The 23,698-nt window shown below is 66.6% G+C and carries 20 protein-coding genes, 1 pseudogene and 3 CRISPR repeat arrays; of the genes and pseudogenes, 10 read left to right on the top strand and 11 right to left on the bottom strand.

Features of this window, described 5'->3' with window-relative positions; translation table 11 throughout:
• Positions 1 to 70: 70 nt before the first annotated feature.
• Together ACN265_RS09280 and ACN265_RS09275 are read left to right on the top strand one after the other, a co-directional pair.
• Positions 71 to 220, top strand: a pseudogene (locus ACN265_RS09280) (IS5/IS1182 family transposase); the annotation flags it as partial.
• A gap of 264 nt (positions 221 to 484) precedes the next feature.
• On the top strand, positions 485 to 1,279 hold the full coding sequence (locus ACN265_RS09275) for a DUF6545 domain-containing protein (RefSeq protein WP_421406802.1): 795 nt from the start codon (positions 485 to 487) through the stop codon (positions 1,277 to 1,279).
• A gap of 43 nt (positions 1,280 to 1,322) precedes the next feature.
• On the opposite strand, the gene ACN265_RS09270 is transcribed toward ACN265_RS09275, so the two are convergent.
• The 4 genes from ACN265_RS09270 to ACN265_RS09255 all read right to left on the bottom strand — a co-directional run bounded on the left by ACN265_RS09270 (position 1,323) and on the right by ACN265_RS09255 (position 7,842).
• Entirely contained in the window at positions 1,323 to 3,776 is a 2,454-nt protein-coding gene (locus ACN265_RS09270; RefSeq protein ID WP_421406801.1) for an EAL domain-containing protein, read from the bottom strand.
• Positions 3,777 to 4,503: 727 nt separating this feature from the next.
• A complete protein-coding gene (locus ACN265_RS09265) occupies positions 4,504 to 4,701 on the bottom strand; it encodes a hypothetical protein (RefSeq protein WP_421406799.1) in 198 nt (65 codons plus the stop codon).
• 289 nt (positions 4,702 to 4,990) lie between these two features.
• Positions 4,991 to 7,441, bottom strand: coding sequence for a tetratricopeptide repeat protein (locus ACN265_RS09260; RefSeq protein ID WP_421406798.1), 2,451 nt, complete (start codon positions 7,439 to 7,441; stop codon positions 4,991 to 4,993).
• Positions 7,438 to 7,842 (bottom strand): hypothetical protein, encoded by a 405-nt coding sequence (locus tag ACN265_RS09255; RefSeq protein ID WP_421406796.1) that lies wholly within the window; start codon positions 7,840 to 7,842, stop codon positions 7,438 to 7,440. Before ACN265_RS09255 ends, ACN265_RS09260 begins: the two co-directional genes overlap by 4 nt.
• Before the next feature lie 302 nt (positions 7,843 to 8,144).
• Here ACN265_RS09255 and ACN265_RS09250 point away from each other — a divergent pair, with 302 nt between their 5' ends.
• Positions 8,145 to 8,576: an RNA polymerase sigma factor gene (locus ACN265_RS09250; protein ID WP_421406794.1), complete on the top strand. Its 432-nt coding sequence runs from the start codon at positions 8,145 to 8,147 to the stop codon at positions 8,574 to 8,576.
• Positions 8,573 to 9,550: a hypothetical protein gene (locus tag ACN265_RS09245; RefSeq protein ID WP_421406792.1), complete on the top strand. Its 978-nt coding sequence runs from the start codon at positions 8,573 to 8,575 to the stop codon at positions 9,548 to 9,550. The genes ACN265_RS09250 and ACN265_RS09245 overlap by 4 nt, the downstream gene beginning before the upstream one ends.
• Positions 9,551 to 9,676: 126 nt before the next feature.
• Here ACN265_RS09245 and ACN265_RS09240 read toward each other — a convergent pair whose 3' ends face one another.
• The 3 genes from ACN265_RS09240 to ACN265_RS09230 all read right to left on the bottom strand — a co-directional run bounded on the left by ACN265_RS09240 (position 9,677) and on the right by ACN265_RS09230 (position 13,262).
• Complete coding sequence (locus ACN265_RS09240) at positions 9,677 to 10,351, bottom strand: HNH endonuclease family protein (protein ID WP_421406790.1); 675 nt, start codon at positions 10,349 to 10,351, stop codon at positions 9,677 to 9,679.
• Between the two features lie 298 nt (positions 10,352 to 10,649).
• Positions 10,650 to 11,225: a CRISPR direct-repeat array (repeat unit 28 nt; unit sequence CTGCTCCCCGCGCATGCGGGGGTGATCC).
• A 166-nt stretch (positions 11,226 to 11,391) separates the two neighbouring features.
• Positions 11,392 to 11,931 carry an NUDIX hydrolase gene (locus tag ACN265_RS09235; RefSeq protein WP_421406788.1) on the bottom strand — a complete coding sequence of 180 codons (540 nt, stop codon included), beginning with the start codon at positions 11,929 to 11,931 and terminating at the stop codon, positions 11,392 to 11,394.
• Positions 11,931 to 13,262, bottom strand: a complete 1,332-nt coding sequence (locus tag ACN265_RS09230; RefSeq protein WP_421406786.1) for a hypothetical protein — start codon at positions 13,260 to 13,262, stop codon at positions 11,931 to 11,933. The genes ACN265_RS09235 and ACN265_RS09230 overlap by 1 nt, the downstream gene beginning before the upstream one ends.
• 209 nt (positions 13,263 to 13,471) lie before the next feature.
• Between ACN265_RS09230 and ACN265_RS09225 the strand changes: the two genes are divergently transcribed.
• Positions 13,472 to 14,074, top strand: a complete 603-nt coding sequence (locus ACN265_RS09225) for a hypothetical protein (RefSeq protein ID WP_421406784.1) — start codon at positions 13,472 to 13,474, stop codon at positions 14,072 to 14,074.
• 7 nt (positions 14,075 to 14,081) lie between these two features.
• Here the strand turns inward: ACN265_RS09225 and ACN265_RS09220 are convergent, their stop codons facing one another.
• A complete protein-coding gene (locus tag ACN265_RS09220) occupies positions 14,082 to 14,531 on the bottom strand; it encodes a hypothetical protein (protein ID WP_421406782.1) in 450 nt (149 codons plus the stop codon).
• 33 nt (positions 14,532 to 14,564) lie between these two features.
• Here ACN265_RS09220 and ACN265_RS09215 point away from each other — a divergent pair, with 33 nt between their 5' ends.
• The 5 genes from ACN265_RS09215 to ACN265_RS09195 all read left to right on the top strand — a co-directional run bounded on the left by ACN265_RS09215 (position 14,565) and on the right by ACN265_RS09195 (position 18,598).
• Positions 14,565 to 15,161, top strand: coding sequence for a metal-dependent phosphohydrolase (locus tag ACN265_RS09215; RefSeq protein WP_421406780.1), 597 nt, complete (start codon positions 14,565 to 14,567; stop codon positions 15,159 to 15,161).
• Positions 15,158 to 16,126, top strand: a complete 969-nt coding sequence (locus tag ACN265_RS09210; RefSeq protein WP_421406779.1) for a hypothetical protein — start codon at positions 15,158 to 15,160, stop codon at positions 16,124 to 16,126. The genes ACN265_RS09215 and ACN265_RS09210 overlap by 4 nt, the downstream gene beginning before the upstream one ends.
• 180 nt (positions 16,127 to 16,306) lie before the next feature.
• A CRISPR array of direct repeats spans positions 16,307 to 16,639; the repeat unit is 28 nt; unit sequence CTGCTCCCCGCGCATGCGGGGGTGATCC.
• A gap of 373 nt (positions 16,640 to 17,012) precedes the next feature.
• A complete protein-coding gene (locus tag ACN265_RS09205; RefSeq protein ID WP_421406777.1) occupies positions 17,013 to 17,540 on the top strand; it encodes a DUF6244 family protein in 528 nt (175 codons plus the stop codon).
• Between the two features lie 194 nt (positions 17,541 to 17,734).
• The gene (locus ACN265_RS09200) at positions 17,735 to 18,133 is read left to right on the top strand and encodes a hypothetical protein (RefSeq protein ID WP_421406776.1); all 399 of its coding nucleotides are present in this window, start codon (positions 17,735 to 17,737) and stop codon (positions 18,131 to 18,133) included.
• Between the two features lie 15 nt (positions 18,134 to 18,148).
• Positions 18,149 to 18,598 (top strand): SitI3 family protein, encoded by a 450-nt coding sequence (locus tag ACN265_RS09195; RefSeq protein ID WP_421406774.1) that lies wholly within the window; start codon positions 18,149 to 18,151, stop codon positions 18,596 to 18,598.
• A gap of 400 nt (positions 18,599 to 18,998) precedes the next feature.
• Positions 18,999 to 19,270: direct repeats of the CRISPR family, unit length 28 nt; unit sequence CTGCTCCCCGCGCACGCGGGGGTGATCC.
• A gap of 341 nt (positions 19,271 to 19,611) precedes the next feature.
• Here ACN265_RS09195 and ACN265_RS09190 read toward each other — a convergent pair.
• The 3 genes from ACN265_RS09190 to ACN265_RS09180 form a co-directional block, all read right to left on the bottom strand.
• Positions 19,612 to 21,372: an AIPR family protein gene (locus tag ACN265_RS09190; protein WP_421406772.1), complete on the bottom strand. Its 1,761-nt coding sequence runs from the start codon at positions 21,370 to 21,372 to the stop codon at positions 19,612 to 19,614.
• A 479-nt stretch (positions 21,373 to 21,851) separates the two neighbouring features.
• Entirely contained in the window at positions 21,852 to 22,385 is a 534-nt protein-coding gene (locus tag ACN265_RS09185) for a GNAT family N-acetyltransferase (RefSeq protein ID WP_421406771.1), read from the bottom strand.
• Positions 22,386 to 22,443: 58 nt separating this feature from the next.
• Positions 22,444 to 23,661 (bottom strand): helix-turn-helix domain-containing protein, encoded by a 1,218-nt coding sequence (locus ACN265_RS09180; protein ID WP_421406769.1) that lies wholly within the window; start codon positions 23,659 to 23,661, stop codon positions 22,444 to 22,446.
• Between the last annotated feature and the right edge of the window lie 37 nt (positions 23,662 to 23,698).

The raw sequence follows: 23,698 nt of genomic DNA, 5'->3' as shown, positions 1-23,698 counted from the left end.
GTGGAGCGGCTGCCTGCCTGGTGGCAGAAGCACCCCGTCTGGCCTGCGAGCAGGGCCCCGCAACCTGATGGCCTGGGTGGTAACCGCCGGACAACGCGGCGACAGTCATCCCGGTACTGGCCAGGATCCGCGTCCCCTCGGTGGCGGCCGGCCACGGAACCGTCCCGACACCGTGCTGGCTGACAAGGCGTACTCGTCCAAGGCCAACCGCTCCCACCTATGATCCCGCGGCATCCGCGCAAGGCCGGCCAGGACGCCCATTCAGGATTTCGGGCATCCACGGCTGACCATTCGGACGCTACACTCTGATCTTTGGTTGGGCACTGACCGTAGTGTCGCGGAGGTGGGGATGCCCTGGGCTCGGCTTCGTCTCGCGCGACGGCTCCGCAAGCTCGGTGTGCCGCCGCCGCCCGCTCCCTACACCGTAGACGCCTGGTGCGACGTGATCGGCCGACGCCGAGGCACTCCCCTGGAGATCCGCGACGTGCAGCTCGAGGCAGAGATGCCGCCCAGCCTGCTCGTCCGGGCTGAGTGGGCCGACTTCATCATGGTCGACGCCGCCCTGCCGACGCTGGCGCGCACGCAGGCGGTGCTGCACGAGGTCGCGCACCTGGTGCTCGATCACAGCGGCGACGTGCTGCACCAGGACGTCGAGGTCGATGCCGCGATCGAGGCGGAGGCCGAGCTCGCCGCCGACCTGCTGTACGAGCAGATGAACCGTGCCGCCGCCGGCGGCTCCTCCGCCAGCCGCGGTGCACCCGAGGCGAGGGCGACCTGGCGGTCGGACATGTGGTGGAGGGATCGCAGCGCCGACTGGCACGTCAACCAGCTGTGGCTGACCCTGCGGGAGGGAATGCCCGACGCGAAGATCGTCAGCATCAACGCCGGAGGTCAGGTGCCGGTGGAGGTCGGTGGCCGCCGGCACCGGCACCGCCGGGTCGTCGAGGTCCACGATGCGCTGCGGCGGTTACGCCCCTGGTACAGCGAGCCGGTGTACGCCAGCGCGGAGCAGCGGGCCGTGCGCTATCGGCTCGATCCTGGTTCGGTGGCTGCCGTCGCTGAGGCCGCCGCTGTCGCCGTCGCCCTACGCCGCCGCCAGGCCAACCTGTTCCACGCCGAGGAGGAGACGCCACACGCAGCCCAGTCCCCCGATCTGCCGGACGTGCGCGCAGAGACCCGCCGCCTCGCCCGGATCTCCCGTGCCCTCCACGACTCGCCCCTCGTCCGCGCCGAGGTCGCCCGCTGGGTCCCCGTCACTGTCGTGGGCGACACCAGGTAGCCCGTCCGCCAGCAGGGCTTGCCGTGGCCCGCCCACCGTGTCATCAGCGGGGCGGGCCGGCAGTCGTGCCGGCGCGGTGTAACCGCGGGACCGGCGCCCGGGTGGGCAGCGCGTGCGGCTGCCACAGCGTGGCGTGGCCACGGACCTGGCTGGGGAACATCTCTCCGCCGAACAGCGGGCCGCTACCCAGCGCGCAGCCGAGGGCTGCCAACTCCCGTCGCTCGTCCTCGACGGTGATGCCCGGGGCGATGACCGACAGCTCCAGGTCGATGGCGAGGTCGATCGCCGCGCGGATGACCGATCGCGCCGGTCGCCATCCCGCGTCCAGCGCGTAGGCCGGATGCAGGCGCAGGAAGCTCCAGTTGGCGGCGTTGAGCGATTCGATACTGCCCTGGATGCTGCCGTAGTTGTCCAGTAGCAGGCGTATGCCGTGCTGCTGGAGCACGTCCGTGGTTCCCCGGCTGGGCAGGCCGGTGGGTTCTGCAATCCCCAGCACCAACGACGAGCCTGGCACCCCGTGCGTACGCAGCAGGTCCTGCAGTGCCGCGACGAAGTCGGGTGTGATGGCGCGGCCGGGCACCGGCACGATCAGCCCGGCCCGGGGAAGCACATCCCGCCAGGTTGCCGCAGCCGTCAATGATCGGGAAATGATCTTGTGGGCGAGGGCCTCCAGGCCACCCTGGTCGGCCACGAGCTGGTAGACATGCTCGTCGGCAACCAGCACGTCATGTCGGGAGTACAGCACGCGCGGGACGGACTGCATCATCATGATCTGGCCGGTGGTCAGGTCCACGATCGGCTCGACCGAGATCGACATCCGCGCTTCCACCAGCTCGTCGACGAGTGAGCTGCTCTGCACGGGGGCGGGCCGGTAGGAGACCAGACGGTCGTGACCGCCCCGGATGGCCTGCCACATCACCCGCTCCGCAGCAGCGAGCAGATTCGCGACGTCGTCAGCGCTTCCGGAGGTCATTCCGGCGCTCGCCCGCACGCCCAGAGCCTGTCCGTTGACGGTGACCGGCCGGCGTAGCGCCGCCACCGCCCAGCACGCCCGCTGATAGGCGGTTTCCTTCAGGACTCCCCGCAGGACGAGGGTGAATTCGGCGTCGCCGACGCGTCCGACCACCGAGGCCCGGTCCCTCGCGGCATGGCAGAGCCGGGCGGCGAGCTCGTTGATCAGCAGCAGGGCGTGGTCCCGGCCGATGGAGTCGGCTACGAGGTGGTAGTTCTCCAGGCGGATGGCGACCACGTGGCACACCGTGTCGTCGTTCGTCTCGACGATGTGCGAGAGCAGCGCGGGTCGGTTGCGCAGGCCGGTCTCGGGGTCCTGGGTGGCCGCCAGCTGATGCCGCCGCGCCTCCTGCGCCAGCAGGTCGTACGCGCGGGCGTTGTCGACGCTCGTCGACAGCGTCGCCGCAAAGGCCCGTAAGGTGGCCTGCTCCCGTACCGATAGGACGTCGCTCCTCCCGGCCAGGTGTAGCCGCATGACGCCTTGCAGGCCGGCCGCGTCTCCCCCGATCTCGTGCCGTACCACGCTCCGCGATCCGGCAGCATCGCCGACACCGTCGGCCGGCCCGTCGTAGACGACCCGGGTATCGCCGACGGCGCCGACTGCGCGCACCAGTCGCCTTCCACCATCGATCTCGATGTCCGCCGCGCGGGCACTGAACAGGTCGACCGCGCCGGCGGCAGCGGTACGCAGGACTACATCCAGGTCGCGGGCGGACAGGGCATCGCTGAGCGCTGCCAGGTGCTCCCAGGCACGCCGTTCCTCCCGAATCCGCAACCGGTGCGTCACCGTGAAGTACAGGATGAGCATCACCACGGGCAGGGCGATCAGCGCCCGCCTGTCGATCACGGCAATGACCGCGACGATTCCGGCAGTGACGATCTCCCCGCCAGCGACGATCAGGCGGATACGCCACAGGTATCGCGCTACGACGCTGAACGGTCGCCGCGTCTCCAGGGTCACCGCTGCAGCGGTCGTCAACTCCTCCAGAACCAGCACCGTCACCGCGGCCAGGAGGAAGGCGACCAACTGTCGGAGCAGACCCGGACCGTCCAGGTCGGGCTCGGTCAGGACGGGCCGGAGACCGAACGCGAACATCACCAGCCCCGCCACCGCCGAGGTGACGACATCCATGCTCGTGTTGTGAACGGCCTTGTGTAGGCCCGAGGAGCGTGGATAGCGCGTCACGAGCCGCGCCAGGGTGACTCCGACCGCCGTGCAGAGGATCAACCAGGGCACCGGCAACGCGGAGGCGCAGACCAGGCAGGCGGTGGGTGTCAACGTGATCCGCACCGGCATGCGAGAGGGCAGCGGCGCCGGAAGCACTGCGCCCAGCGCCATGAGCGCCACGCCCATCAACGGATACACGGGGTGGAGAGGCGCCGGCTGCCCGACATGGACCACGGCCCACACCAGGCATGCCAGCGCCGCAGCGAAGATCACGGAGGTCAACAGGCCCAGCGCCCATTTGTCACGCTGGATCGGCATTGATCAGGCCCCCGCTGTCATCGGCTCCAGCCCTTCCGAAGAGATCGACCACAGTAGCAGCCCAGAACGATCATTCAGTTCCACTCGATGCCCTTGCGCATGGCGACACCTCCCCGACGTATCGACATCACGCCGAACCTATTGCCGCGCATAGTCGGCTATCAACCATAAAGTGTCGTTTTGGCCTTCCAGTGCGCACTGCGACGCATCACCATGACCGAACGTAGGCGAACGCGGCGCAAGAAGAATGACAGAGGTGCACGCGCAGCAGCGATGACCCACTGGAAATCATCCAGTGACTGAATGTGCCAACACAGCAACCCACGGCACTTCCCTCGCCTCGACGAGTAGCCGCTTTGCCGACTACACAGCAGCCCCACCCGGCACCAGGCTGGACACGGAGGACGGCACTCCGCACACAAACCGAGAAGCAGCCAACATCAATCACGAGACGAGTGCTCGCGCCATCATCCGGGCGAGGGTGCCCGGAGGAGACGGTCAACCATCGCCTGAGCCTGAGACCGAGAGTCGAACTCCCCGCGGAGGACTCGGCCGGCGTCGCTGTCGCCGCCGACCCGGGCGACCACCTTCCAGCGGGTCTGCGAACCAGCCAGACGTCGCGACGCGCCAGGTGCCCCCAGACGCCGTTCCACCACCCAACCACCTCGTTCACGACCGGAGTCGTAAGCACGTCCAATCGTGCTGAACCTTGAAGCAGGAGAACCGATCATTCGCAACGATCCTCAGCGCCACGGCCGTGAACCTCGCAGCAGTCGGCGCGGTGCCGGTACACCCGCAGGTCCGCCCCCTGCCGGTAGGAACGCTCGGTCGTCAGCTCGTACAGGCAAGCCTGCCACACCACGGTCTCTCCACCGCCGGGCATTACCTGCCCGTCACCGGGCCCACCGCGCAGCAGCACCCTCATGACGCCGACGCTACGCACCACTCCACGCGCCCGTCACCGCATCGCGCTTCAGGACCGCCACCTCACTCGACGCAGCCCGCCTGGGCCCTGGCGTAGATGACGGCGCCGGGAGCGACCCCCTATCTCCCGGCGGAGGGCGAGGAGCCAGGATCTTCCGTGACCGCCGACCGTGAGACAGGAACACTGGTAACCCACCACATGATCGGCCCACACTTCGTTCGACCAGCAGTTCCTTCACATCTCGGTACGAGAGGTTAAACCGCTGCTGTGCCCCGGACGTCGAGGAGCATCAGCGTGAACGACGCCTACTCTCGCCCCGCCAATGGGCGAGACTGATTCGGGTGGCCGCAGTGATCGGGTGGTCGGAACCGAGGATCCGCAGACAGTCCACGAGGAGTTCCTCGCAGGCGGCAGCGGCACCGGCCGGATCGCCGGCTAGGCCGCGCCAAACGGCGAGATTGTTGCGGGTGCCCAAGGTGTTCCGGTGGTCGGGGCCGAGGATCCGCACTGCGTCCGCGAGGAGCTCTTCGTAGGCGGCAGCGGCACCGGCCGGATCGCCGGCCTCGCCGCGCCGGCGGGCAATTTTGCTACGGGTAGCCAGGATGTCCCCGGCCTCATCGCGCCAGTGGGCGAGGTTGCTGCGGGTTTGCAGAGTAACGGGGTGCTCGGGGCCAAGGATCCGCTCAATGTCCCCGAGGGCGTCCTTCAATGCGGTGGCGGCACCGATTACGTCCCCGGCCTCGCCGCGCCGCAGGGCGAGGTTGTTGCGGGTTTGCAGGGTGAGGGGGTGCTCGGGGCCGAGGATCCGCTGCATGTCCCCGAGGGCGTCCTTCAATGCGGTGGCGGCACCGATTACGTCCCCGGCCTCGCCGCGCCAGTGGGCGAGGTTGTTGCGGGTGCCGAGAGTATGGGGGTGCTCGGGGCCGAGGATCCGCTGCGTGTCCTCGAGGAGTTCCTTGAACGCTGTGGCGGCACCGGCCGGATCGCCGGCGTCCCCCTGTGCGGCGGCGAGGTTGCTGCGGATGGCTAGGCGGGCTTGGTCATCGAGGCCGACGGTCGCCAACGAATCCGCGAGGAGTTCCTCCAGGACAGCGGCAGTGTGGGCTCCGTCCCCGGCCTCGCGGCGCCAGATGGCGAGGTTGCCGCGGATGCTCAGCGTCTGAGGGTGGTCGGGGCCGAGGATTCGCACGGCGTCCACGAGGAGTTCTTCATAGGCGTCAGCGGCGCCGGCGTAGTCCCCGGCCTCGCCACGCCAGTAGGCGAGTCTGTCGCCCACACTAAGGATGGACGGGTGGTCGGGACCGACGTGCTCGATAGCGGTGGTGTGCAGGGTGTGGAAATAGTCGATGGCTGCGGTGACCTGGCCGGTTGCGCCGAGACTGTTACCGGCGGTGAACAGGACCCGGTGGTTACCAAGGGTGCGATTCCATAGCAGTGGTTCGGCATGGGAGCGCAGGACGGCGGTGTTGGCGCGGAGAGCCTGGGCATGTTCTTGGCCGCGTTCGATCTGTGGCCAGATGTGGTTCAGTGCGTCGGCGGCGGTGATAGCAAGCCAGAAGGCGTAGCCGGTGGGAGTGGCCTCCCGGACCACGCGTTGCAGGAGGCCGTGCACCGCAACGGTGCCGCTGGCAGGGTCGATGATGACGAGACTGAGTCGGGCGAGGTTGTCCAGTGCATCGGTGACATCGTCGTCTTCGACACGCCTGCCGGTGCGGGTGCCTAGGTACGACAGGACGGCAGGGGTGGTGAACACCGTCAAAGGCATGCCGTTTGGGTCGAGCAGAGCGGCTAGTTCCAGTACCGGCCGGGCCAAGCCCGCAGGGAGAAACGTGTCGGCACGGTCGATGGACAACGACCAGGTCACGGCGACCGGGTACGGGTAGTCGTCCGGCAGCACCCGGGGAGCCAGGGCCGCCAGCTGCCGGCGCCGGTCAGCCAACCGGCGGCGGTAGCTGGCGCATGTCATGTTCGCGCGGTCGAGAATGTAGGCGGCAGCTTGAGACAATGCCAGAGGAAGATGCCCGAGATCCTCAGCCAGATCGGAGGCCTGGTCTAGCCGGTCCCGATCACCACCGAGTTTCGCAGTCAGGTAGGCGAGCGACTCGGCCGAGGTGAATACGCCTACGTTGATGCGTTGCCTGCCCGCGATCAGGGCGTTGTCCGTGCTGCGGGTGGTGACCACCGTCCGCCCTGTCCCAGTCGCCGGCGGCCACAGGCGTTGCAGGTCGTTGGGGTCGGTCACATCGTCGAAGACGACCAGCCAACGTCGGGTCGTGGTAGCGAGCCAGGCCAGGAACCGTCCGGAAGCCTGGTCCGCGTCGGTGTCCTCGACGCCAGTGACGTCCAGGGAGGCCTGAGCAAAAGCGGTGACCACCGCCGAACGGGAAGTCGCCGACACCCACACCAGCAGATCCAGCTCCCTGCGGTTCCACAGTCGGTGCGTCAGAGCTGCGGCGAGTTGTGTCTTGCCGACCCCGCCGAGCCCAGCCGTCACCTGACACAGCACCACACCGCCCTCGACTACCGCAGCATCGAGAGCCTGGTCAGCAGCTCGTTCCTGCCGACAGTGAGCCAGCGGTGGTACTACACCGACCTGATGCGGCCAGGTCACCTGTCGTGGCTGATGGAAATGAACCGTCGCGTTGACTGGACCGCGCGCGTCGCCGCCGATGGCAATGGAGGCCGGAGCGGAGGCGTTTACCGTTGTGGGCTGGTCGGGCTTTCGGCGGCCGAAGATCATGCGGTATCGCCCCTGCCGGTAACAGAGGTACGGATCGGCGCGGTGCTGTCGCCGCCGATCGCCACCGCCCCCGTACCACTAGCGCGCACCCCATACGGAACTAGCGGATCAACTGGGGGAACATCTGATACATCCAACACATCGACCTCTATCCCGCCACGACTGTCGCCACCGATCGCCACCGCCCCGGAACCGCTGGCGTTTACCGGCTGCAGCCCGGCCCCGGTCTGGCTCTGACGCCAGGTGAGCCAGCCCAGCACAAGCCCCGCTGCGGAAAGAACCACCGACCCGGATCCCACGACCACAGACACCCACTTCTCCGCCCGGTCCAACCCCTGCCCTGCTAACACCACGACGATCACGGCCGCACCGACCCCGACCGCTACGGTCATCATGATCACCCTTAGCCGGAGCATCCACACATGATCACCACTAGGATTCACACTCCCAGTATCGATGCTTGGCCTAACTCATCCAGAAACAGGCCGAAGAACTCCCACGGCTCATCCGTCGCAGGTGCAGCGGAAGCGCGTGGTGGGCCGGAGCTTCGCGCGGATGTCGAACCAGCGCCACGGCCAGCGCTCGGGGGTCCGTCCGTCGGCAATGCGGTCCGCCGCGAGCCTGCCAATCACTCGTCACGGGCTCGACGAGCGGCGGCGCGGACTACGTTCCGACCGCACCGCCCAGACGATCATCGCCGGCCATGCCTTCGCTCAAAACCTCCGACACGCACACTACGAACTCGCCGATGATACTGGGGACGCTACTCGCAGCCCGAGATCCTGATGTACCGGTTGGCACGCCAGCAGCTCGCCCGGCGCAAGGCCGTACCGGTGCAGATGGACTCACTGGAACAACACCACGACACCGAGGAACACGCCGCTGGTCCTGGCCGGGACCTGATCAGCAGCTGGACCTGCTCGCCGCGTTGCGTCGGTTGCCGACCCGACAACGGGAAGCCGTGGTGCTGACTGAAGTCTGTGACCTCGACCAGTCCACCGCCGCGGAAATCCTCGGTATCAGCGTGTCGGCCCTCATGACCCATAAGGCCCGAGGACTGCGCACCCTGCACGAGCGGCTGGCTGGACGACTGGCCGGCGCGAGAGCCGACCTCGACGGAGGGAACCTCACGTGAGCATCGCCGACGACCTAAGAAATGCCGCAGACACCTGCCTGGGTCCCCGGTCAACCCGCAACACCTCGATCGAGGCCCGGCGGGTCCTGCATCTGCACGCCCGCCGGGCGGCCAACCCGAAGCAGCGCCGACAGATGGACGACACCATCGCCGACGTCGAACTCGGCTATGCCGCCTACCTGCTCGATGTGCACTACCAAATCCATGGGCAACGAGACCTCGCCGAGCACTGGCTCCACATCGCCGCGGTCCGCGATGTCGCCGACGCCGCCGTACGCCTGGCGATGCTGCTCGAATACCGCTCCGTGCTCACCGCCAACACCAGCATCGACACCACCCCGAGGCCCGACGACGACCTGGCCCTGGCCCGCCGGTGGTACCAAGTCGCCGCGAAGGCCGGCTATCGCCCCCACGACGACGGCGACCCCGCTCCCCTGTCACCGCTGACCGCCGACTGTTGCCCCGCAGTCGAACACGCCGCCGGCGTCGAGAGCACCGACGAGATCATCAGCAGCGCCCGACGCCAGGCCAACGCACTGCTCCGCCAAGCCCGCGCCGACGTCAAGGTGATCATCGACGCCGCCCGGCACGAGGTCGACGATCTTGCGCGGCAGCGCGCCGAGGTCGAGAGGCAGATGCGGCTGTTGCAGCACATCGTCACAGAGATCGCCGCCGTCGAGACCCAGCCCCGACAGCGCTGGCGACGGTTCGTCGCCACGGCCCGCGTCGCCACTCCCGGCAGCGAGTCGGACGCCTGGCAAACAATGCGTGAGCACCTCCGCGCACACGACGGCACGCCCCGACGACGGGCGGTTCGCCGATTCCTGATCACCCGGATCTTGACCCTGCTCAAACTCGGCGACTCTGCAGAACTGGACATCCTCGACCTCGACGTCGAAACCAAGGAAGCAATCCCCACACGCCGCTCCACCTGGACGCGACCAGAGGCATCTATGCGGGCCCGCGCAGGGTAAGCACCATGGAGTTGGACAAATTCCGGAGATCTGCGGAGTCAACTGGCCGCCGGCCCACGTGCCCGCTGGCAGGCCGGTGCCAGCTGACGCCCGCCGAGCTTTGGTCGGCCGATCCAGCTGGCAGACTCAGGAGCAGGTGTTGAGCATGCTCTGCAGGGCGGACTTCTCCGATGACTGCAGCCGTAGGCCCCAGGTGTACTTCACGGTGATCCACATCTTGCCGTAGGTGCACCGGTACGACGACAGCGGCGGCTGCCACGTCGACGGGTCCTGGTCGCCCTTGGACTGGTTGACGTTATCGGTCACCGCGATCAACTGCGGGCCGGACAGGTCGTTGGCGAAGCTCTGCCGCCGGCTGGTCGTCCAGGAACTCGCCCCGGAGCGCCACGCCTCCGCCAGGGGAACCACGTGGTCGATGTCGACGTCCGACGCAGCGGTCCAGGTCGCCCCGTCGTACGGGCTGTACCACCGCCCCGACGTGGCCTGGCACGAAGAGTTGACCACGACCGAGGTGCCGTCACGCTTGAGGACCTGTTCACGGGTGTCGCAGCTGCCGCTGACGGTGATCCAGTGCGGGAACAGATCCCGGGAGTAGCCACTGGTGGAACCCTCGGCGGCGACGGTGAGGGCGTTGAGCTGCGCCTGCGCCGTCGCCTTCGACGGGATCCCCGGCGGCGTCGCCGCCGCCGTCCCCGCGATGCCCACCGAGAGGGCCGCGCCGACGAACGTGGCGAGCGCCAGCGTCACGGCGCGCACCCGGGGTCGGGCCAGCCCGGACGTCTTCGTGGTCAGTCCTGACATGCCATGCCTCCAGGTCACCATCGACAGCAGATACAACCATCATCTTCGATGGAAGTGACGGTGGGATGGCATGCCCGTGAAGAGCCGCAAAGCTAAATCACAACGCGTACGCCCCTACGGACTCTGACCGGTATGTCCACGATAGCCACCGCCACCGCCGACTTCGCGTTGGCTACCATCCCCTGTGCATGAGCCGCGAGCCTCAACCAGCGGAACAAGGACCGACCACATGAATAGGCCGCCAGTCAAAGTGAAGAAAAACAGCGTAGTTGATCTTTAGCGCCCCAGGTCAAGAAGTCTGCTCCCCGCGCATGCGGGGGTGATCCTTGGGAATTCAGGAATTGCGCAAGCACGAGTATCTGCTCCCCGCGCATGCGGGGGTGATCCCCGCCCGGTCGCCGCGTCCAGGGCATCCAGCTCTGCTCCCCGCGCATGCGGGGGTGATCCGGCGTCATGGACCGAGCCTGGCTACATCCCGCTCTGCTCCCCGCGCATGCGGGGGTGATCCCAGCATCAGGAACGTGCCGTTGGTGTTGACGCTCTGCTCCCCGCGCATGCGGGGGTGATCCCGTCAAGACCTCCGACTTGCGCAAGTGCGTGCCCTGCTCCCCGCGCATGCGGGGGTGATCCCGGCTGGCACGCGGCGAGCACCGTTCGCCCCTCCTGCTCCCCGCGCATGCGGGGGTGATCCGACGGCCGGGGTGCCGAACGGGGTGAGGTCGGTCTGCTCCCCGCGCATGCGGGGGTGATCCCGCGCTCGCCGCGTGGGCGGATGATCTGGCGCTCTGCTCCCCGCGCATGCGGGGGTGATCCCGGCCCATCGGGCAGCACGCCCGCCGGTGCCGGCTGCTCCCCGCGCATGCGGGGGTGATCCCACGGGCGACGTCTCGACCCGACTCGGCTTCCGCTGCTCCTCGCACATGCGGGGTAATTTCGTGGGAATGTGGCGGCCAGCACCGGAGTGCTTCCCCCGCCCGCATGCACGGTGGTGGCCCGGCTGACGCCGCCCCCCTTTGCCTGCGCGCACAAAGTTGCCGGTGTCAGCCCGTGGCGGGGTGGCCAGCGAGCAGGTAGAGCAGTGCGACGAGGGTCGTTCCCGCGACGATCTGCCGTTTGTTGATGAGTTCTGGGATGTCGCCAAGTGGAACCCATTCCACCTTGTCGCTTTCGAAGCTGTCCTTGGGTGGGCCAACGTGGGTTGCGGTGTTGGCGGTGAAGATGTGGTGTTCGCTGGTCATGAGGCCGGGTGAGGGTTGGCTGTAGACGAGTGGGCGGATCGGTCGCTCGGGGCGCCAGCCGGTTTCCTCCTCGGCTTCCCGGGCGGCCGCGTCGGCGGGGTCTTCTCCGGGGCGGATGCTGCCGTGGGGGATTTCCCAGCCCCAGGTGTCGGTGATGAACCGGTGCCGCCAGATGAGGAGCACCTTGTTGTCGGTGACGACGGCGAGGCCGGCTCCGGGTGCTGCGGTGCGGATGATCCGGTGGTCGAGGTGCCGGCCGTCGGGTAGCTCGACGTCGGCGCTGGCGACGTGGACCCACTGGTCGCGGTAGAGGTCGCGTTCGGAGTGAACTGTCCAGCGCATCAGGTTCCTATCGGTGGTAGGTGCGGGTGTGCACGGTCGAGGAGGTCGGCTACGGCAGGGTGGGCGGCGTGGGGTCGTAGGGCGGTGATGACCTGGGTTACCCGGTCGTGCAGGCGTCCGGATTCCATGCCGGTGACCCGGTCAAGCATGTGGGCGGCGGTGTGCGCGCTGCGGTCGAGGTCGCCTCGCGCGGTCAGGATGAGTGACAGTCCCGCGTACCGGTGGGCCTGTCCGCGTAGGTGGGTGGCGGTACTGGTCCGAACGGATTCCTCGGCGTAGGTCTGCGCGGCGGTGAGGTCGCCGAGCCGGCGGAGGGCCTCGGCGATCTGGGTTTCGACCAGGCCGGGTTGCACGTACGACACCTCGGCTGGGCTTCCTGCGTGGGGGATGCGGTCGGCGAGGGTTTCGGCGTGCCGGAGGTGTGGGTGGCTGCCGGTCGCGTTGCCCATGCGTGCGTAGGCCTTGCCGGCGAGGGCGTGCAGGTCTGCGGTCAGGGCCGGGGAGATGGTGGTGCCGGCCGCTCGGAGGGCTGCTTGGGCGTACTGCACGACGAGCCGATGTTCGTCCAGGTAGAGCGCTTGGTTGGCCATCAGTGCCACGACGTAGGCGCCGAACGCCCGGTCGCCGGAGGCTTTGGCCAGCCGCAGCGCGGTCAGCAGGTGCCGTTGTGCCAGGGGTTGTTGGTCGGCATCGTAGGCGCAGACGCCGGCCAGGGCGGCGAGTCCGCCCACGGCCCGGTACAGCTCGCGCCCCCGGGCGTTGTCGTAGGACGCGCGCAGCAAGGGTGTGGCCTGGGCGGTGAGGGTTGCCACGACGCGGGCCTTGACCGGTACGCCGCCGACCCGCCGGTACATCTCCTGGTAGCGGGCTCGCGCGTTTCGTAGTCCGGTGATGTCGGTGGGGTCGATCCGCCGGTGCCCGAGGTGCGACACGTCGTCGTCTTCGGGTGGGTTCTCCCACTCCCATACCGGCGCTATCGCCTGCGACCCGGTGACGGTCGACCTTCGTGTGTGACCCTTCTGGTCGCTGCGCCACAGGGCGGCAGCCCGGTCCACCACCTGCGGGAGGCGGGGCGGATCGGCATGGTCGCCACCTCGGGTCATGCCGATGTCGGCCAGGGTCAGGGGGATGCCGAGCCGGCCGCCGACGATGCGGCAGATCATCACCGGCGCCGGGTCCCGGGGGATCGCATGGTCCCGGATCCACCGGGCGACGGATGCGTGGTCGTAGCGCAGTCGGCCGTCGAGGGTGTTGAGTTGCTTGGCCAGGCCGGCGTGGGACAGGCCGGCGCGTTCGAGGAGGGCATCGAGCAGGATGTTCGCCTCGGCCACCCCGCCAGCCTATGGCCAACCGGGTGACGATCGAAGTGTTTCGCCGCGTTCACACGGGGTGTGAACGCGGCGCGTCTACGCCCGACAACACACTCTCCATCGACGCCCGTCAGCGCCCATACCGTCGTGGGTAACGGGTGCGGGGGTCGACGCAAAGCAGTGCTCGGCCCCCGCGCCCTTCACCCCCAACGTACGGGAAGGGACAGGCCATGACGGTGACGACGACGCGGATGCCGGCTCCGGAGGCGGTCGGGCGACGGGCGGCGCAGATCCTGGACACGATGCGGGAGCACCCCGGCTGGGAGCGGCTCAACGGTTCCTCGATGCGGTACTCGTCCTGCTGGGCCACGTTCACCGGCTACCCGACGGTGAGCGAGTGGTCGCTGGAGCGGGACGCGGGGCCGCTGCTGGTGGAGGCGCTGCGGGTCCTCGCGCTGAAGGCGGCGGTGTACGAGCTGACCGGAGGTGACGAGGAGAAGGCGGAGCTGCTGGTTGCGGCGCCGGTGGACGAGATGGTCCACGCCGTGCTCGCGCAGTTCACCCTGATGAGCCGGATGCAGGCCGACCTCCAGGTGGTGTTCCCCCACGCCACCGAGCTGGAGGACTTCGGCTACACCCGGGGATGTGTGACTGACGACTACTACGCGGCGGCCGGGTGGGGTGAGCAGCCGCTGCGGTACTGGCTCGACGTGGCCGAGGTCGCCCGACGGCTGGGCATCCTCGACGCCCACTACGGACCCGCCGGGTTCGGCCGGGGCGGGCGAAGCCACACCATCACCTTCGACACCGAGCCCTTCCCTGCGGCGGTCTGACCGCCGGCTACCGGTTGGCGAGTTCGATGGAGAGCACCCGGCGTAGGGTCTGCACGACCACGCCGGGTGCGAACCGTTCCCCGGCCTGCCGTTCCGCCCGCGCGACCGCCGTGAACAGCTGCTCGGGTGCCGCGACCCGCAGCGTGGCGACCAACCAGCCCTCCAGGTCATCCACCTCGGTCGGCAACTCCAACGCCGCCGGGGTCGGCGTCGGGACCGCCACGTTCGGCTCCGGCAACGGCACACCGGCCGAGGCGTACCTGCCCGGCGGCATACCGACGCGATACGGGTGCACACACACCGGATGCCCGTCCGGGTCGACCCGCCAACCCACCGCCCGGTCGTACGCGAAATCAGGGCCCGGCCGGTCGACCACGTCGAACCGGCCCGGACCCAACTCCTGCGCCGGACACACCACACAGGTGCGCTCACACCACTCGGGCAGCGGACCATCCACCCATCCATGCTATGACCAGGAAGGGCACCGACAGTGAACGCTCTCGCCGCGCCACGGCACCCACTCGTCCGCCACGCCCTCACCGACGCCCGCACCTGGTGCGCCGGGCAGACCATCGACGAACGACCGGCCCTCGTCCACGCCGTCCGGGTCGCGGTCACCCTCACCCGACACCTACCGGACGCATCCCCGGAGCTGACCGCCGCCGCGCTCCTGCACGACGCCCCGGAATTCGCCCCGCCCGACGTGGACCTCGACGGCATCCTCACCGCCAGATACGGGCCAGAAGTGCCACGAATCATCCGCGCGTTACAGATCGAACACCACGCCCTCGACCAGCCCGACCCACCGATCACCACCGACGACCTACCCGTCCTGCTCGCCTCCACCGCTGACAAGATCGTCGCCCTCGCCTCGCTACGACGACGCGCCCACTCCAGCGGCGACCCGGACGCCTTCTTCACCGCCCGACCCGGCCTCCTCCGGCTCCTGCCGCACTTCCAGGACCTTCACCAGGCCGCAGCCGGACGGGTGCCCGCCAGCATGACCGACCAACTCGGACACGTCCTGGACCTGCTCCACCAAGACACGGCCACCGCCCGGACTCGGCTCCAGGAGCCCGGCCCGTGATCACCGATCAGGTCACCAGCGCGCTCCTGGCCGCCCTTACCCATGCCGCCGGCATCGAGGTCGTCCGCCGCGAACCGATACGGATCTGGCAGCTCAGCGGCGTCGAACGCCTCCACCTGGCCGACGACACCACCATCGTCTTCAAGTACGCCACCAGCCCGTTCACCAACGAAGACCACACACTGCGACACCTGGCCGCCCACAGCATCCCCGTGCCGCAGGTCCACAACTCCGTCACCATCGACGACACCCTCGGCATGCTCATCAAGGACCTCGGCCCGGCCACCCGCGACGCCAACGAGAACGACGCCGCCATCGCCGCCGCCAGACTGCACACCCTCGATCCCGCACCAGGACTCACGACCCTCGACGACACCGCACTACGCGCCCTACCAGCACGAAGCCTGGCGCACGTAGAACGCCTCACTGCTACCGGCCGACTCACCGACAAACACCACCTCGCCCCGCTGTTCCAGGCCCTCGACCACGCCACTGCACAGCGAACAGCAGATGCTGAAATCCCACCGTTCGGCATCTGCCACTCCGAACTACACCCCACCTCGCTGCACATCACCCGCCACGGCTGGCACCTCCTCGACGTCGCCAAGGCCTTCAACGGCCCCGGCATCCTCGACCTCGCCACCTGGCACGGCACCCGCAACCCACCCGACCCACCCCGACTACGCCGCCTCCTCAACCACTACGTCCACGCCGGCGGCCACCCGCACGCCCTCCGCGACCGCGCCGGCCTACCCGCCGAAACCTGGGCACTCGCCTGGCACCGAATTTGGGCAGCAGAAACCCTGCTCCACCAGACCACCCTCACCACCGACAACCCCAGCACTGAGACCCTCGACGCGATCCAACGCCAGGCCACCACCGCCCTCGAACTCCTCAACACCAGACCGCGCAGTTCCATCTCCTCGTTCAACAGACTGTTCCGCACCGGGTTTGATGGACCATGACCGAACTCCACGCGTGAAGCAGTGGCTCACGACGCCATCGCCGGGGTACGTGTTGGCTACCATGCTGTGTGACATCAACTGCAGCCCCCACCAGCAGAAGGGGAGGCCCTCATGAACGGGCTGTCAGCCAAAGTGAATAAAAACAGCGCAGTTGATCTTTAACGCCCCAGGTCAAGAAGTCTGCTCCCCGCGCATGCGGGGGTGATCCCCGGACCGCCGGCCGGTAGAGTCCGGACGAGCCCTGCTCCCCGCGCATGCGGGGGTGATCCCGTGCCGTAGCCGTCGGAGTTGACGCTTGCGGCCTGCTCCCCGCGCATGCGGGGGTGATCCCGCCGCCTCCCGGGCGGAGTCCGCCGTCCGGAACTGCTCCCCGCGCATGCGGGGGTGATCCCACCCCTGCGCCATTCGACCGTGGTGACCGGCTCTGCTCCCCGCGCATGCGGGGGTGATCCGTCCCCTGTCCACACGGCCAGGCCGACCATGAGCTGCTCCCCGCGCATGCGGGGGTGATCCCACCGCGCAGGCCGAGGCGGCGGTCAGCCGGATCTGCTCCCCGCGCACGTGCGGGGGTGAGCCCGTCTGACCTGCTTCTCGGCCACGCGGCGGTCCTGCTGATCGAGGCGGAGCCAGCACTAATGGAACTGAAGCAGGTGTGGCGCGGAAAAGTCATCCCTTCTGAGCGCGAGTATCATCCACGACAGTCGAGACATCGTGTCGAACCCTCCAATGTCATCGGCAGCATTGCCGAGGCTGCCGCTCGATTACCAGCAGACAGGTACGCAGGCGACACCCAAGCTGTATCCGTTCGGGCCTGCGGACGGCTCGTCCAGCAGTCGCGTCACAAGCTTCAGTTCGCCTACCTACCTTCGATCGGAAAGTCGGCCAGATGTCGTACATCGAGAGGATCACCGGTGAACTGAGTGCGCTGATGGCGGGGGTCGAACGCGCTCAGGGACTGGCCGGCGCCGCGGACCGCCAGGCGCAAGAGGTCGCCCTACGCGCTGCTGGGGCTGGCTTTGCCGCAGTGTCAGCGGGAATGGTCCGGGTCCGCAGCGCTATCACGGGCGTTCAGGGCGGTCTCGGTAGCCTTTCCGGCTCGATCGGTGAGGCGAAGAAGGCCACCGCGGTCGTCCCGGACCGAGCGACCCCACAGGAGACGACCTCCGGGCTGGCACCCGTGCAAGCTGCCGTTGACACCATCCGCGATGCAGCGACCGGGATTGCCAGTCAGGTCGGCGAGGCACAGCAACTGGTCACCGTGGTCCTGCACGGTGGGCAGCCTGGACCGCTGTTGCAGGCGCTGGAGAGCATCAAGCAGGTTCTGGTGCTGATGATTCAGCGTACCGGCGCCACCCGGCAGCAGATCGAAGCGGCGATCATCGAGGCTCGACAGTTGGGGTCGTCGGGAAACTGATCGGGGCTGGCGGTCATGTGCCGGCCAGCCCGACCCGTTCCGAAGCCGGCGATTCAACCACACCAACTCCTGTCTGCGAAGGTGGCATCGCAGGGGGACATGGCCTCACCCCGTGGTCCAGAGAGCCGTCCGGTGTTCTCGGCGGGTCTCCGACCGGCCGGCGAACCCGGATTCCAGCGAGCGAGGACGACGGCGTGCAGCGGTCACTGCAGTTGGAGAACGCGTGTGCCGACACGGTCGCCAGCAGGGGCTATCGGGTCCATCAGAACCCGACGAAGCAGGAGATTGCCGAGGCGCGGCGGACCAGCGGTGACGTCGGCAACCCGGACAAGGAACCGGACTACCTTATCGAGCGTCACGTCTTCGACTGCTACTCGCCCACGGCCGGCAAGGCCGTGCGTGGAGTCTGGACGGAGGTATCGGGCAAGGTGGCCAGTCAGCAAACTCAACGAGTGGTGCTGAATCTGCAGGACTGGCGCGGTGATCTCGGTGCCCTACAGAAGCAGTTCGATGACTGGCCAATCCACCAGCTCAAAGAACTCGCGGCGGTGACCCGCAGCGGTGAGATCATTCAGATCGTACGGCGAGACTGAGAGGGCAGGCAGCAGGTGGCTATCGAGTACCGATTGACTCTAGCGGGCGACATCCCGCTGGAGCACGTCGCCGCACTCGTCGCGCCGGAAGGCGTCCAGGAGTCGGCACTGCCCGGATACCCCCGGCTGCTCAGCACAGACCTACGAGACAGTCTCGGGTACACGCTGAGCATCTACGGCGGCAGCAACGGCTACTTCGACGCCGAAGACGACGACGGCTCACAGTGGGAGTGGGAACCCGACACCTTCGTCAACATCGTCTTCCACCTACCGAAGGACGACCCGTCCCGCATGGCGACACCTCACATGGTCACCGCCGTGACCCACCTCCTCGCCGACCGACCAGAAGACGCCGCGCTGACCCTGGACGGCAACTGGCTACTACTCACCCGCAAAGCCGGAACACTCCACAAGCACCGGTCCTCCTGGTGGAACAACTACGGCCTCGACGACGTCCTTCCATGAAGCGCCGTCGGTGACCCCCTCCGGCGGTGCGGTGCCACACCAGCATCCGCAGAAAAACTCACCCGTTGAGGCCGCTGAGCGACCACCACGGCGCGGCGGGGCCGACGGTCGGAGTACGGCGAGCCAGACGAAGCTGCCCACCGCCTCTTCCGATGTGTGCTGGCCACGACGGCCGCTGGACCGCTCTCAAACGCCACGAAACAAAGGCTCGCTCACGGGCCAGCCGGCCTGGAAACCGACTGGCCCGTGAGACACCGACGCCGGACCCGCATTGACTACCATCCGCTGTACGTCAACCGTCGGCCCCAAGCAGCGGAAGCAGGACCGACCCCATGAACGAGCCGCCAGCCAAAGTGAACGAAACAGCACAGTTGATCTTTAGCGCCCCAGGTCAAGAAGCCTGCTCCCCGCGCACGCGGGGGTGATCCCTGTTCTGCCCGGTCGACACCGGGCACCTCAAGCTGCTCCCCGCGCACGCGGGGGTGATCCGGGTAAGCACTCCACCGAGTTCGGCGGCCTGTTCTGCTCCCCGCGCACGCGGGGGTGATCCCGTCGCCGCAATGATCCTCGACGTGCAAGAGGGCTGCTCCCCGCGCACGCGGGGGTGATCCGGCGGCGTGCCCGGCGTGCGGCCGGCGGGACATCTGCTCCTCGCGCACGCGGGAGTGATCCCTCCGTACGCGCTGGCCAGCGAGGCGGTGGCGGACCACTCCCAGCGCATGCGGTGGTGTGTCGGCTCCGCCTGGGACGGTTGCGGAACCGGCCCAACTCCCCAACTCCTGCGCCTGGATGCCCGACAGCACAGCTCATGTCGGCGTACAGGTAAGAGTACAGAGGTATGTACGGCTCCAAGTTGCACACCGGTGCCGAAATCGGCTTCGACCCGGCGACTGGCCCTCAGCTGTCCGTAGTCATAGGCCGCAACTTTGCGTGACGGGTTTCGCCGAGCCCGGCCAGTCCTCGGCCCGGATCTGCCGATGACGGTGAGCCCGACCGGGTTCGGACGAGAGAGTTTAAACAACGTGACTTCGAAATTCTTCAAAAAGTTCGGCGTTGCCCCTCTTTGTTGCCGCGACGACCGCTCTAAACGATTTCAACGCACTGTCGACAATCTCCTTACGGCGGAGGCCGCCGTTGCCGAATACAGAACTCAACTGTCCGGGCGCCAACGGAAGAAGCGCATCGACCAGGGGCTCCCAGAGCGCGACGGCCTGAGCCGGGCTAACCTTGGCACCAAACGACAGAGCGAAGGTATCCGTCAACGCTTTCGACAGATAGATCTCCGCTGACCCGGCGATGGCAGAAACCAGCAGATATAGCGATCCTCGCTTGCGCAAGAACTCTAGCGCATCGCGGATGTCTTGTGTTTGATCCTCCTGCGGAGTAGCAGTCAATGATGACTTGGCGTACGCCACGGCCAGCCAAAGCGAATAGCAGAATACGACATGCTCGGCAGTGGTATGTTCCCCGAAAAAGCGCGCATAGACGTCGTTGTTTTCCCAAATACTGCGCAGATCGTGGTATGCAATTCCGGGTTCTTGGTGAAAGGCCGCTAATGCCTGCGCCGCAGTGTCCGATGGTATGAGGTTGGAGGGTTTGCGGGCGCGGTCTTCCGGGCCGCCTCTGCGCGCCCCCAAGTAAAGGGAATCAGGTATGCCCTTGAACTCGTTCCGAAGCCTCGATTGATGAATGTCGCCACTTCGGAAGTCTGACGGCTTAATTTGATTCTGGCTATTATTGTAGCGAATAATGTCCTGAATCAGTTCAGAGTTCGTAGCTTTCACAAATCGAATCAGAACTCGAACGTCGCTCAGCGCATTCGGGTCGACCCGCCCTAGAGAGCCCGTCGTCTGTGCGCCATTGACAACAGCGATACCGCCGAGCTGTAGTTCTGGCGCGTCCCGGTCAGCACGAATATCGTGCACCAAGGCGGTTACTCCATTATTGAAGGCCCAGAATCGCCTTGGGCTACTCTTGGCGGTCTGCTCGATACCGTAGTTGATGTTCTGAGCACTGCGGCGCAAAGGCATATAGCCACGCACGTTTGCCGAGAAGAGCCTGTCGCCATACATCTCGTAGAGCTGATGAAGCCAGGTCGCTGGAACCGATGTGCACACCGCTTCCCAGGCGTCACCGGCCTCATGGAACCAATCCGTCGCTGGAACAGAGATTGAATCCGTAACGAGAATTGGGCTTCGAGCGCTTTGGTACCACGTGTCGAGCGTTTTCCGGCTGATCTCCTGGGCGCGAACGTCTATATCCGGGTCGCCGTACCGAGACCTTAAGATGTCTTTTGCGGCCTTAGCAACCCGCTCCAGCTCATCCTCTACGTTCTTCGACGGCGCCAGGTTGTGACTGAACCAAAGCTCAATGGCGTCAATCTCGCCCCCTTGAATTGCGTCATGGAGCTCCTGTGCAGCAGTCTGGAGGCTCGCTTCCAAATCCGCCGGGCGTTCGTTGCCGATAATCCAAGTGGCAGCTGTCGCCAGGTCGGACGCCTTGTTCGAGGGAGCGGCGGCCTTATTAGGGTCAGCGGCTTCGTAGCCCTGAGCGATTACAGCTACTCGGCTGTCTTCGTCGATATACATGAGATCGCACTTGCGGTCCTTTTTGCCATCCGTTATAGCAGTAGCAGCGACCGCAGCAATGTCATCAATGTCGAACCGAAGCTCAAGTGCAAAGAGTAGCAGTGCATTCGGCGCGAATACTTGGAGATCAGTCCTGCTTGCGTAGGCCGCGAGGGCATCCGTTGCGGCCACTCCGGTTTCTGACACTCAGTCGCCTTCTTTAGTCCGTGGTTGTTGGTGCTCAGGATACCGAAGAGGCGGTCAACTTGGCTCATCGCACCTTGCCCGCATGCATGGAGGACTACCCTTGACTTGCTCAACATGCTCACCTACGGCGAACTGGTCGTCACCGTAAGTGAGGTCGACTGGTCGCCAGCCTCCGTACTTGCCGAAGAGAGGGAGGCAATCCAGGTAGGTTTACGTGCGAACCCCCGAAAGGTCATCCCTATCAGGTTCTTGCCTCCTATACACAAGCCGCGAAATAGCGCATTTCGGGCTTTCCAAATATACACTTCAAAGCGGCCAAAATTTAGACAATTTCCCTAAATGACTTGATGGGATGCCCTGTTGGGCGCCCACCACTCCAGTCCCCAACCGGCAGCCCCGAGTGCGGTGCCTAGCGTGGACTTTGCATCGCTCACGTCGGCGGCGAGGGGCAGGGTGGATGCGTTCCGCATGATTTCGCATCACTGCTCGTCGGTCGCCGACATTGGGGTGACGAGCAGATCCATGGGCGGTCCCCATGGCAGCGTGGACGTGGCGACCTGCCGCCAACCTGTCCGTCGGTAGATCCGTCGCGCGTTCGAGGCGGGGTTGGCTGCGAGGGTTGCGTATCGCTCCGGTCGGTGGGACAGCAGGCGGCGCAACAGCTCAGCACCGATCCCGAGTCCTCTCCAATGTGGATGCACCATCCACTCCAACACCGCGAACTTGTCCACCTCGCGGATCTCCGACGGCGGCTCCTGATCACTACGCGACCACCAGGTACCGGCCGACATGGTCCAGCCATACGTGGCGCCGACCAACAGACCGTCGTCCTCAGCAGCGATCATCCCGAAGCCGGGCCGGCCAGCCTCGCCAGGGAGACTCTCGCGAAATCCCGCCACCTGCTCCGGACCCTCCCGGTAGGGCAGCTCGGCATACACGACGGCGTACAGGTCGACGAGAGCCGTGAAGAAGCGCTCAGCCGAGGAGCCAACCGCGGCGGTGTAGACAAGCATGACCGGATGTTACGTGCAAGGACCGATCACGACAGACTGCGGGTATAAGCACTATGAACTACGAGCGCAATCGATCGACCAGATCACCATATGCTGACCGACTCTTCTCACCTTCAGGAACCGACGAGGCAACCTGCTTAGTGACGCTGCGGACCAGCTCGTTGTGTTGGTCAACTGGAAGGCCATCCAATAGATCAGCCGCCAGCCTTAGCCCTTCAGGTACATGCCCATCACGAATCAATGCTGCCGCCCGATGTAACTGAACCTGTGTGCGGAGCCGCTTCTGCGAGAGGGGGTAAAGAGTGAGTGCTCGATCCTGGGCCTGGGCTGCCCTCCGGTACTTGCCCGCGTGGGTGTACACCCACGACTCGGTATGCCGCAGACGATGTTCGGGCCACCCCCATAAACTCTCGACGTTGTTGGCCACCTCATCCGGTAGCTGCTCCGCCAGTCTCGCGAGTTGCTCTACGGTGCTGATCGCCTCCCGGTGTCGTCCAGTGAGCGAGAGAGCTTGTGCCCGCCCAGCCAGCAGCCCACATGTGGCGGCGGTTGCTTTTCCTTCCACCAGTGGAAGCACCTCGTCGGATAGCCTCACCACCTCATCAGCTGGGCGACCGTCGTAGCACCCATTAACTACGTCCCATGCTCTCACCAGCACCTTCGTATCCGAGTCGGCAGATTCGTCCGCAACACGGCGTGCGGTTTGCCACCAGCGACGGGCCGCCAACCCCTGCCCGGAGGACACTAGGCCGAGCGCAATCATGACTGACAGCCGTCCGGCGGCCTGTAGGAGTACTGGGCGGCGGTCTCCGCGATCGGCGGCAACTTGATGCTGCAAGACCATCATGTCCCGACCCAGCTGCGACATGATCTGGTCGTGTGATTGTTGGTAGTAGCAGCGCCCGTAGGCGGCAACGATGCTGTCCCACTCGTCGTGATCGACATCGACAGCGGCACCGAGCCCGTGGCGTATTGCTTCCAGGCCGACAAGGCCATCAGCGGTGGACGTGGCCGCCAGGGCGCCCATAGCTTGGAGGACGGTTCGTCTACGCATGTCCCTGTCTCCCGCCTGTTCACGTAGGAAGGCTTCGGTTAGCGCTCCTCCAGAATGCAAGGCACGTTCACATGCTTCCGCCATCGTCCTGGTGGGACGCCGGCCTCCGCGTTCAACCTGAGAGATGTGGCTGTACTGAAAATTCACAAGGGCGGCTAGATCTCTCAGGGATAAGCCTGCTGCCGTCCGATGCCGCCTGAGCGTCTGCCCGAAGGACTCCACTATGCCTCCCGATGGTGTGTGCAGCCAGGTGTGCACA

The sequence above is a fragment of the Micromonospora sp. WMMD730 genome, from assembly GCF_049178955.1.
Lineage (GTDB): Bacteria > Actinomycetota > Actinomycetes > Mycobacteriales > Micromonosporaceae > Micromonospora > Micromonospora wenchangensis.
Note: the sequence above shows the minus strand (reverse complement) of the source record. Positions and strands in the feature narration are given on the sequence as shown.

Excerpts from the sequence above, each read along its gene's own strand:
- ACN265_RS09205 (WP_421406777.1), top strand. The coding sequence starts at position 17,013 with ATGTCGTACATCGAGAGGATCACCGGTGAACTGAGTGCGCTGATGGCG.
- ACN265_RS09240 (WP_421406790.1), bottom strand. The coding sequence starts at position 10,351 with ATGTCAGGACTGACCACGAAGACGTCCGGGCTGGCCCGACCCCGGGTG.
- ACN265_RS09185 (WP_421406771.1), bottom strand. The coding sequence starts at position 22,385 with ATGCTTGTCTACACCGCCGCGGTTGGCTCCTCGGCTGAGCGCTTCTTC.
- ACN265_RS09225 (WP_421406784.1), top strand. The coding sequence starts at position 13,472 with ATGACGGTGACGACGACGCGGATGCCGGCTCCGGAGGCGGTCGGGCGA.
- ACN265_RS09265 (WP_421406799.1), bottom strand. The coding sequence starts at position 4,701 with ATGAGGGTGCTGCTGCGCGGTGGGCCCGGTGACGGGCAGGTAATGCCC.
- ACN265_RS09235 (WP_421406788.1), bottom strand. The coding sequence starts at position 11,931 with ATGCGCTGGACAGTTCACTCCGAACGCGACCTCTACCGCGACCAGTGG.
- ACN265_RS09250 (WP_421406794.1), top strand. The coding sequence starts at position 8,145 with ATGCCTTCGCTCAAAACCTCCGACACGCACACTACGAACTCGCCGATG.
- ACN265_RS09260 (WP_421406798.1), bottom strand. The coding sequence starts at position 7,441 with ATGATCTTCGGCCGCCGAAAGCCCGACCAGCCCACAACGGTAAACGCC.
- ACN265_RS09270 (WP_421406801.1), bottom strand. The coding sequence starts at position 3,776 with ATGCCGATCCAGCGTGACAAATGGGCGCTGGGCCTGTTGACCTCCGTG.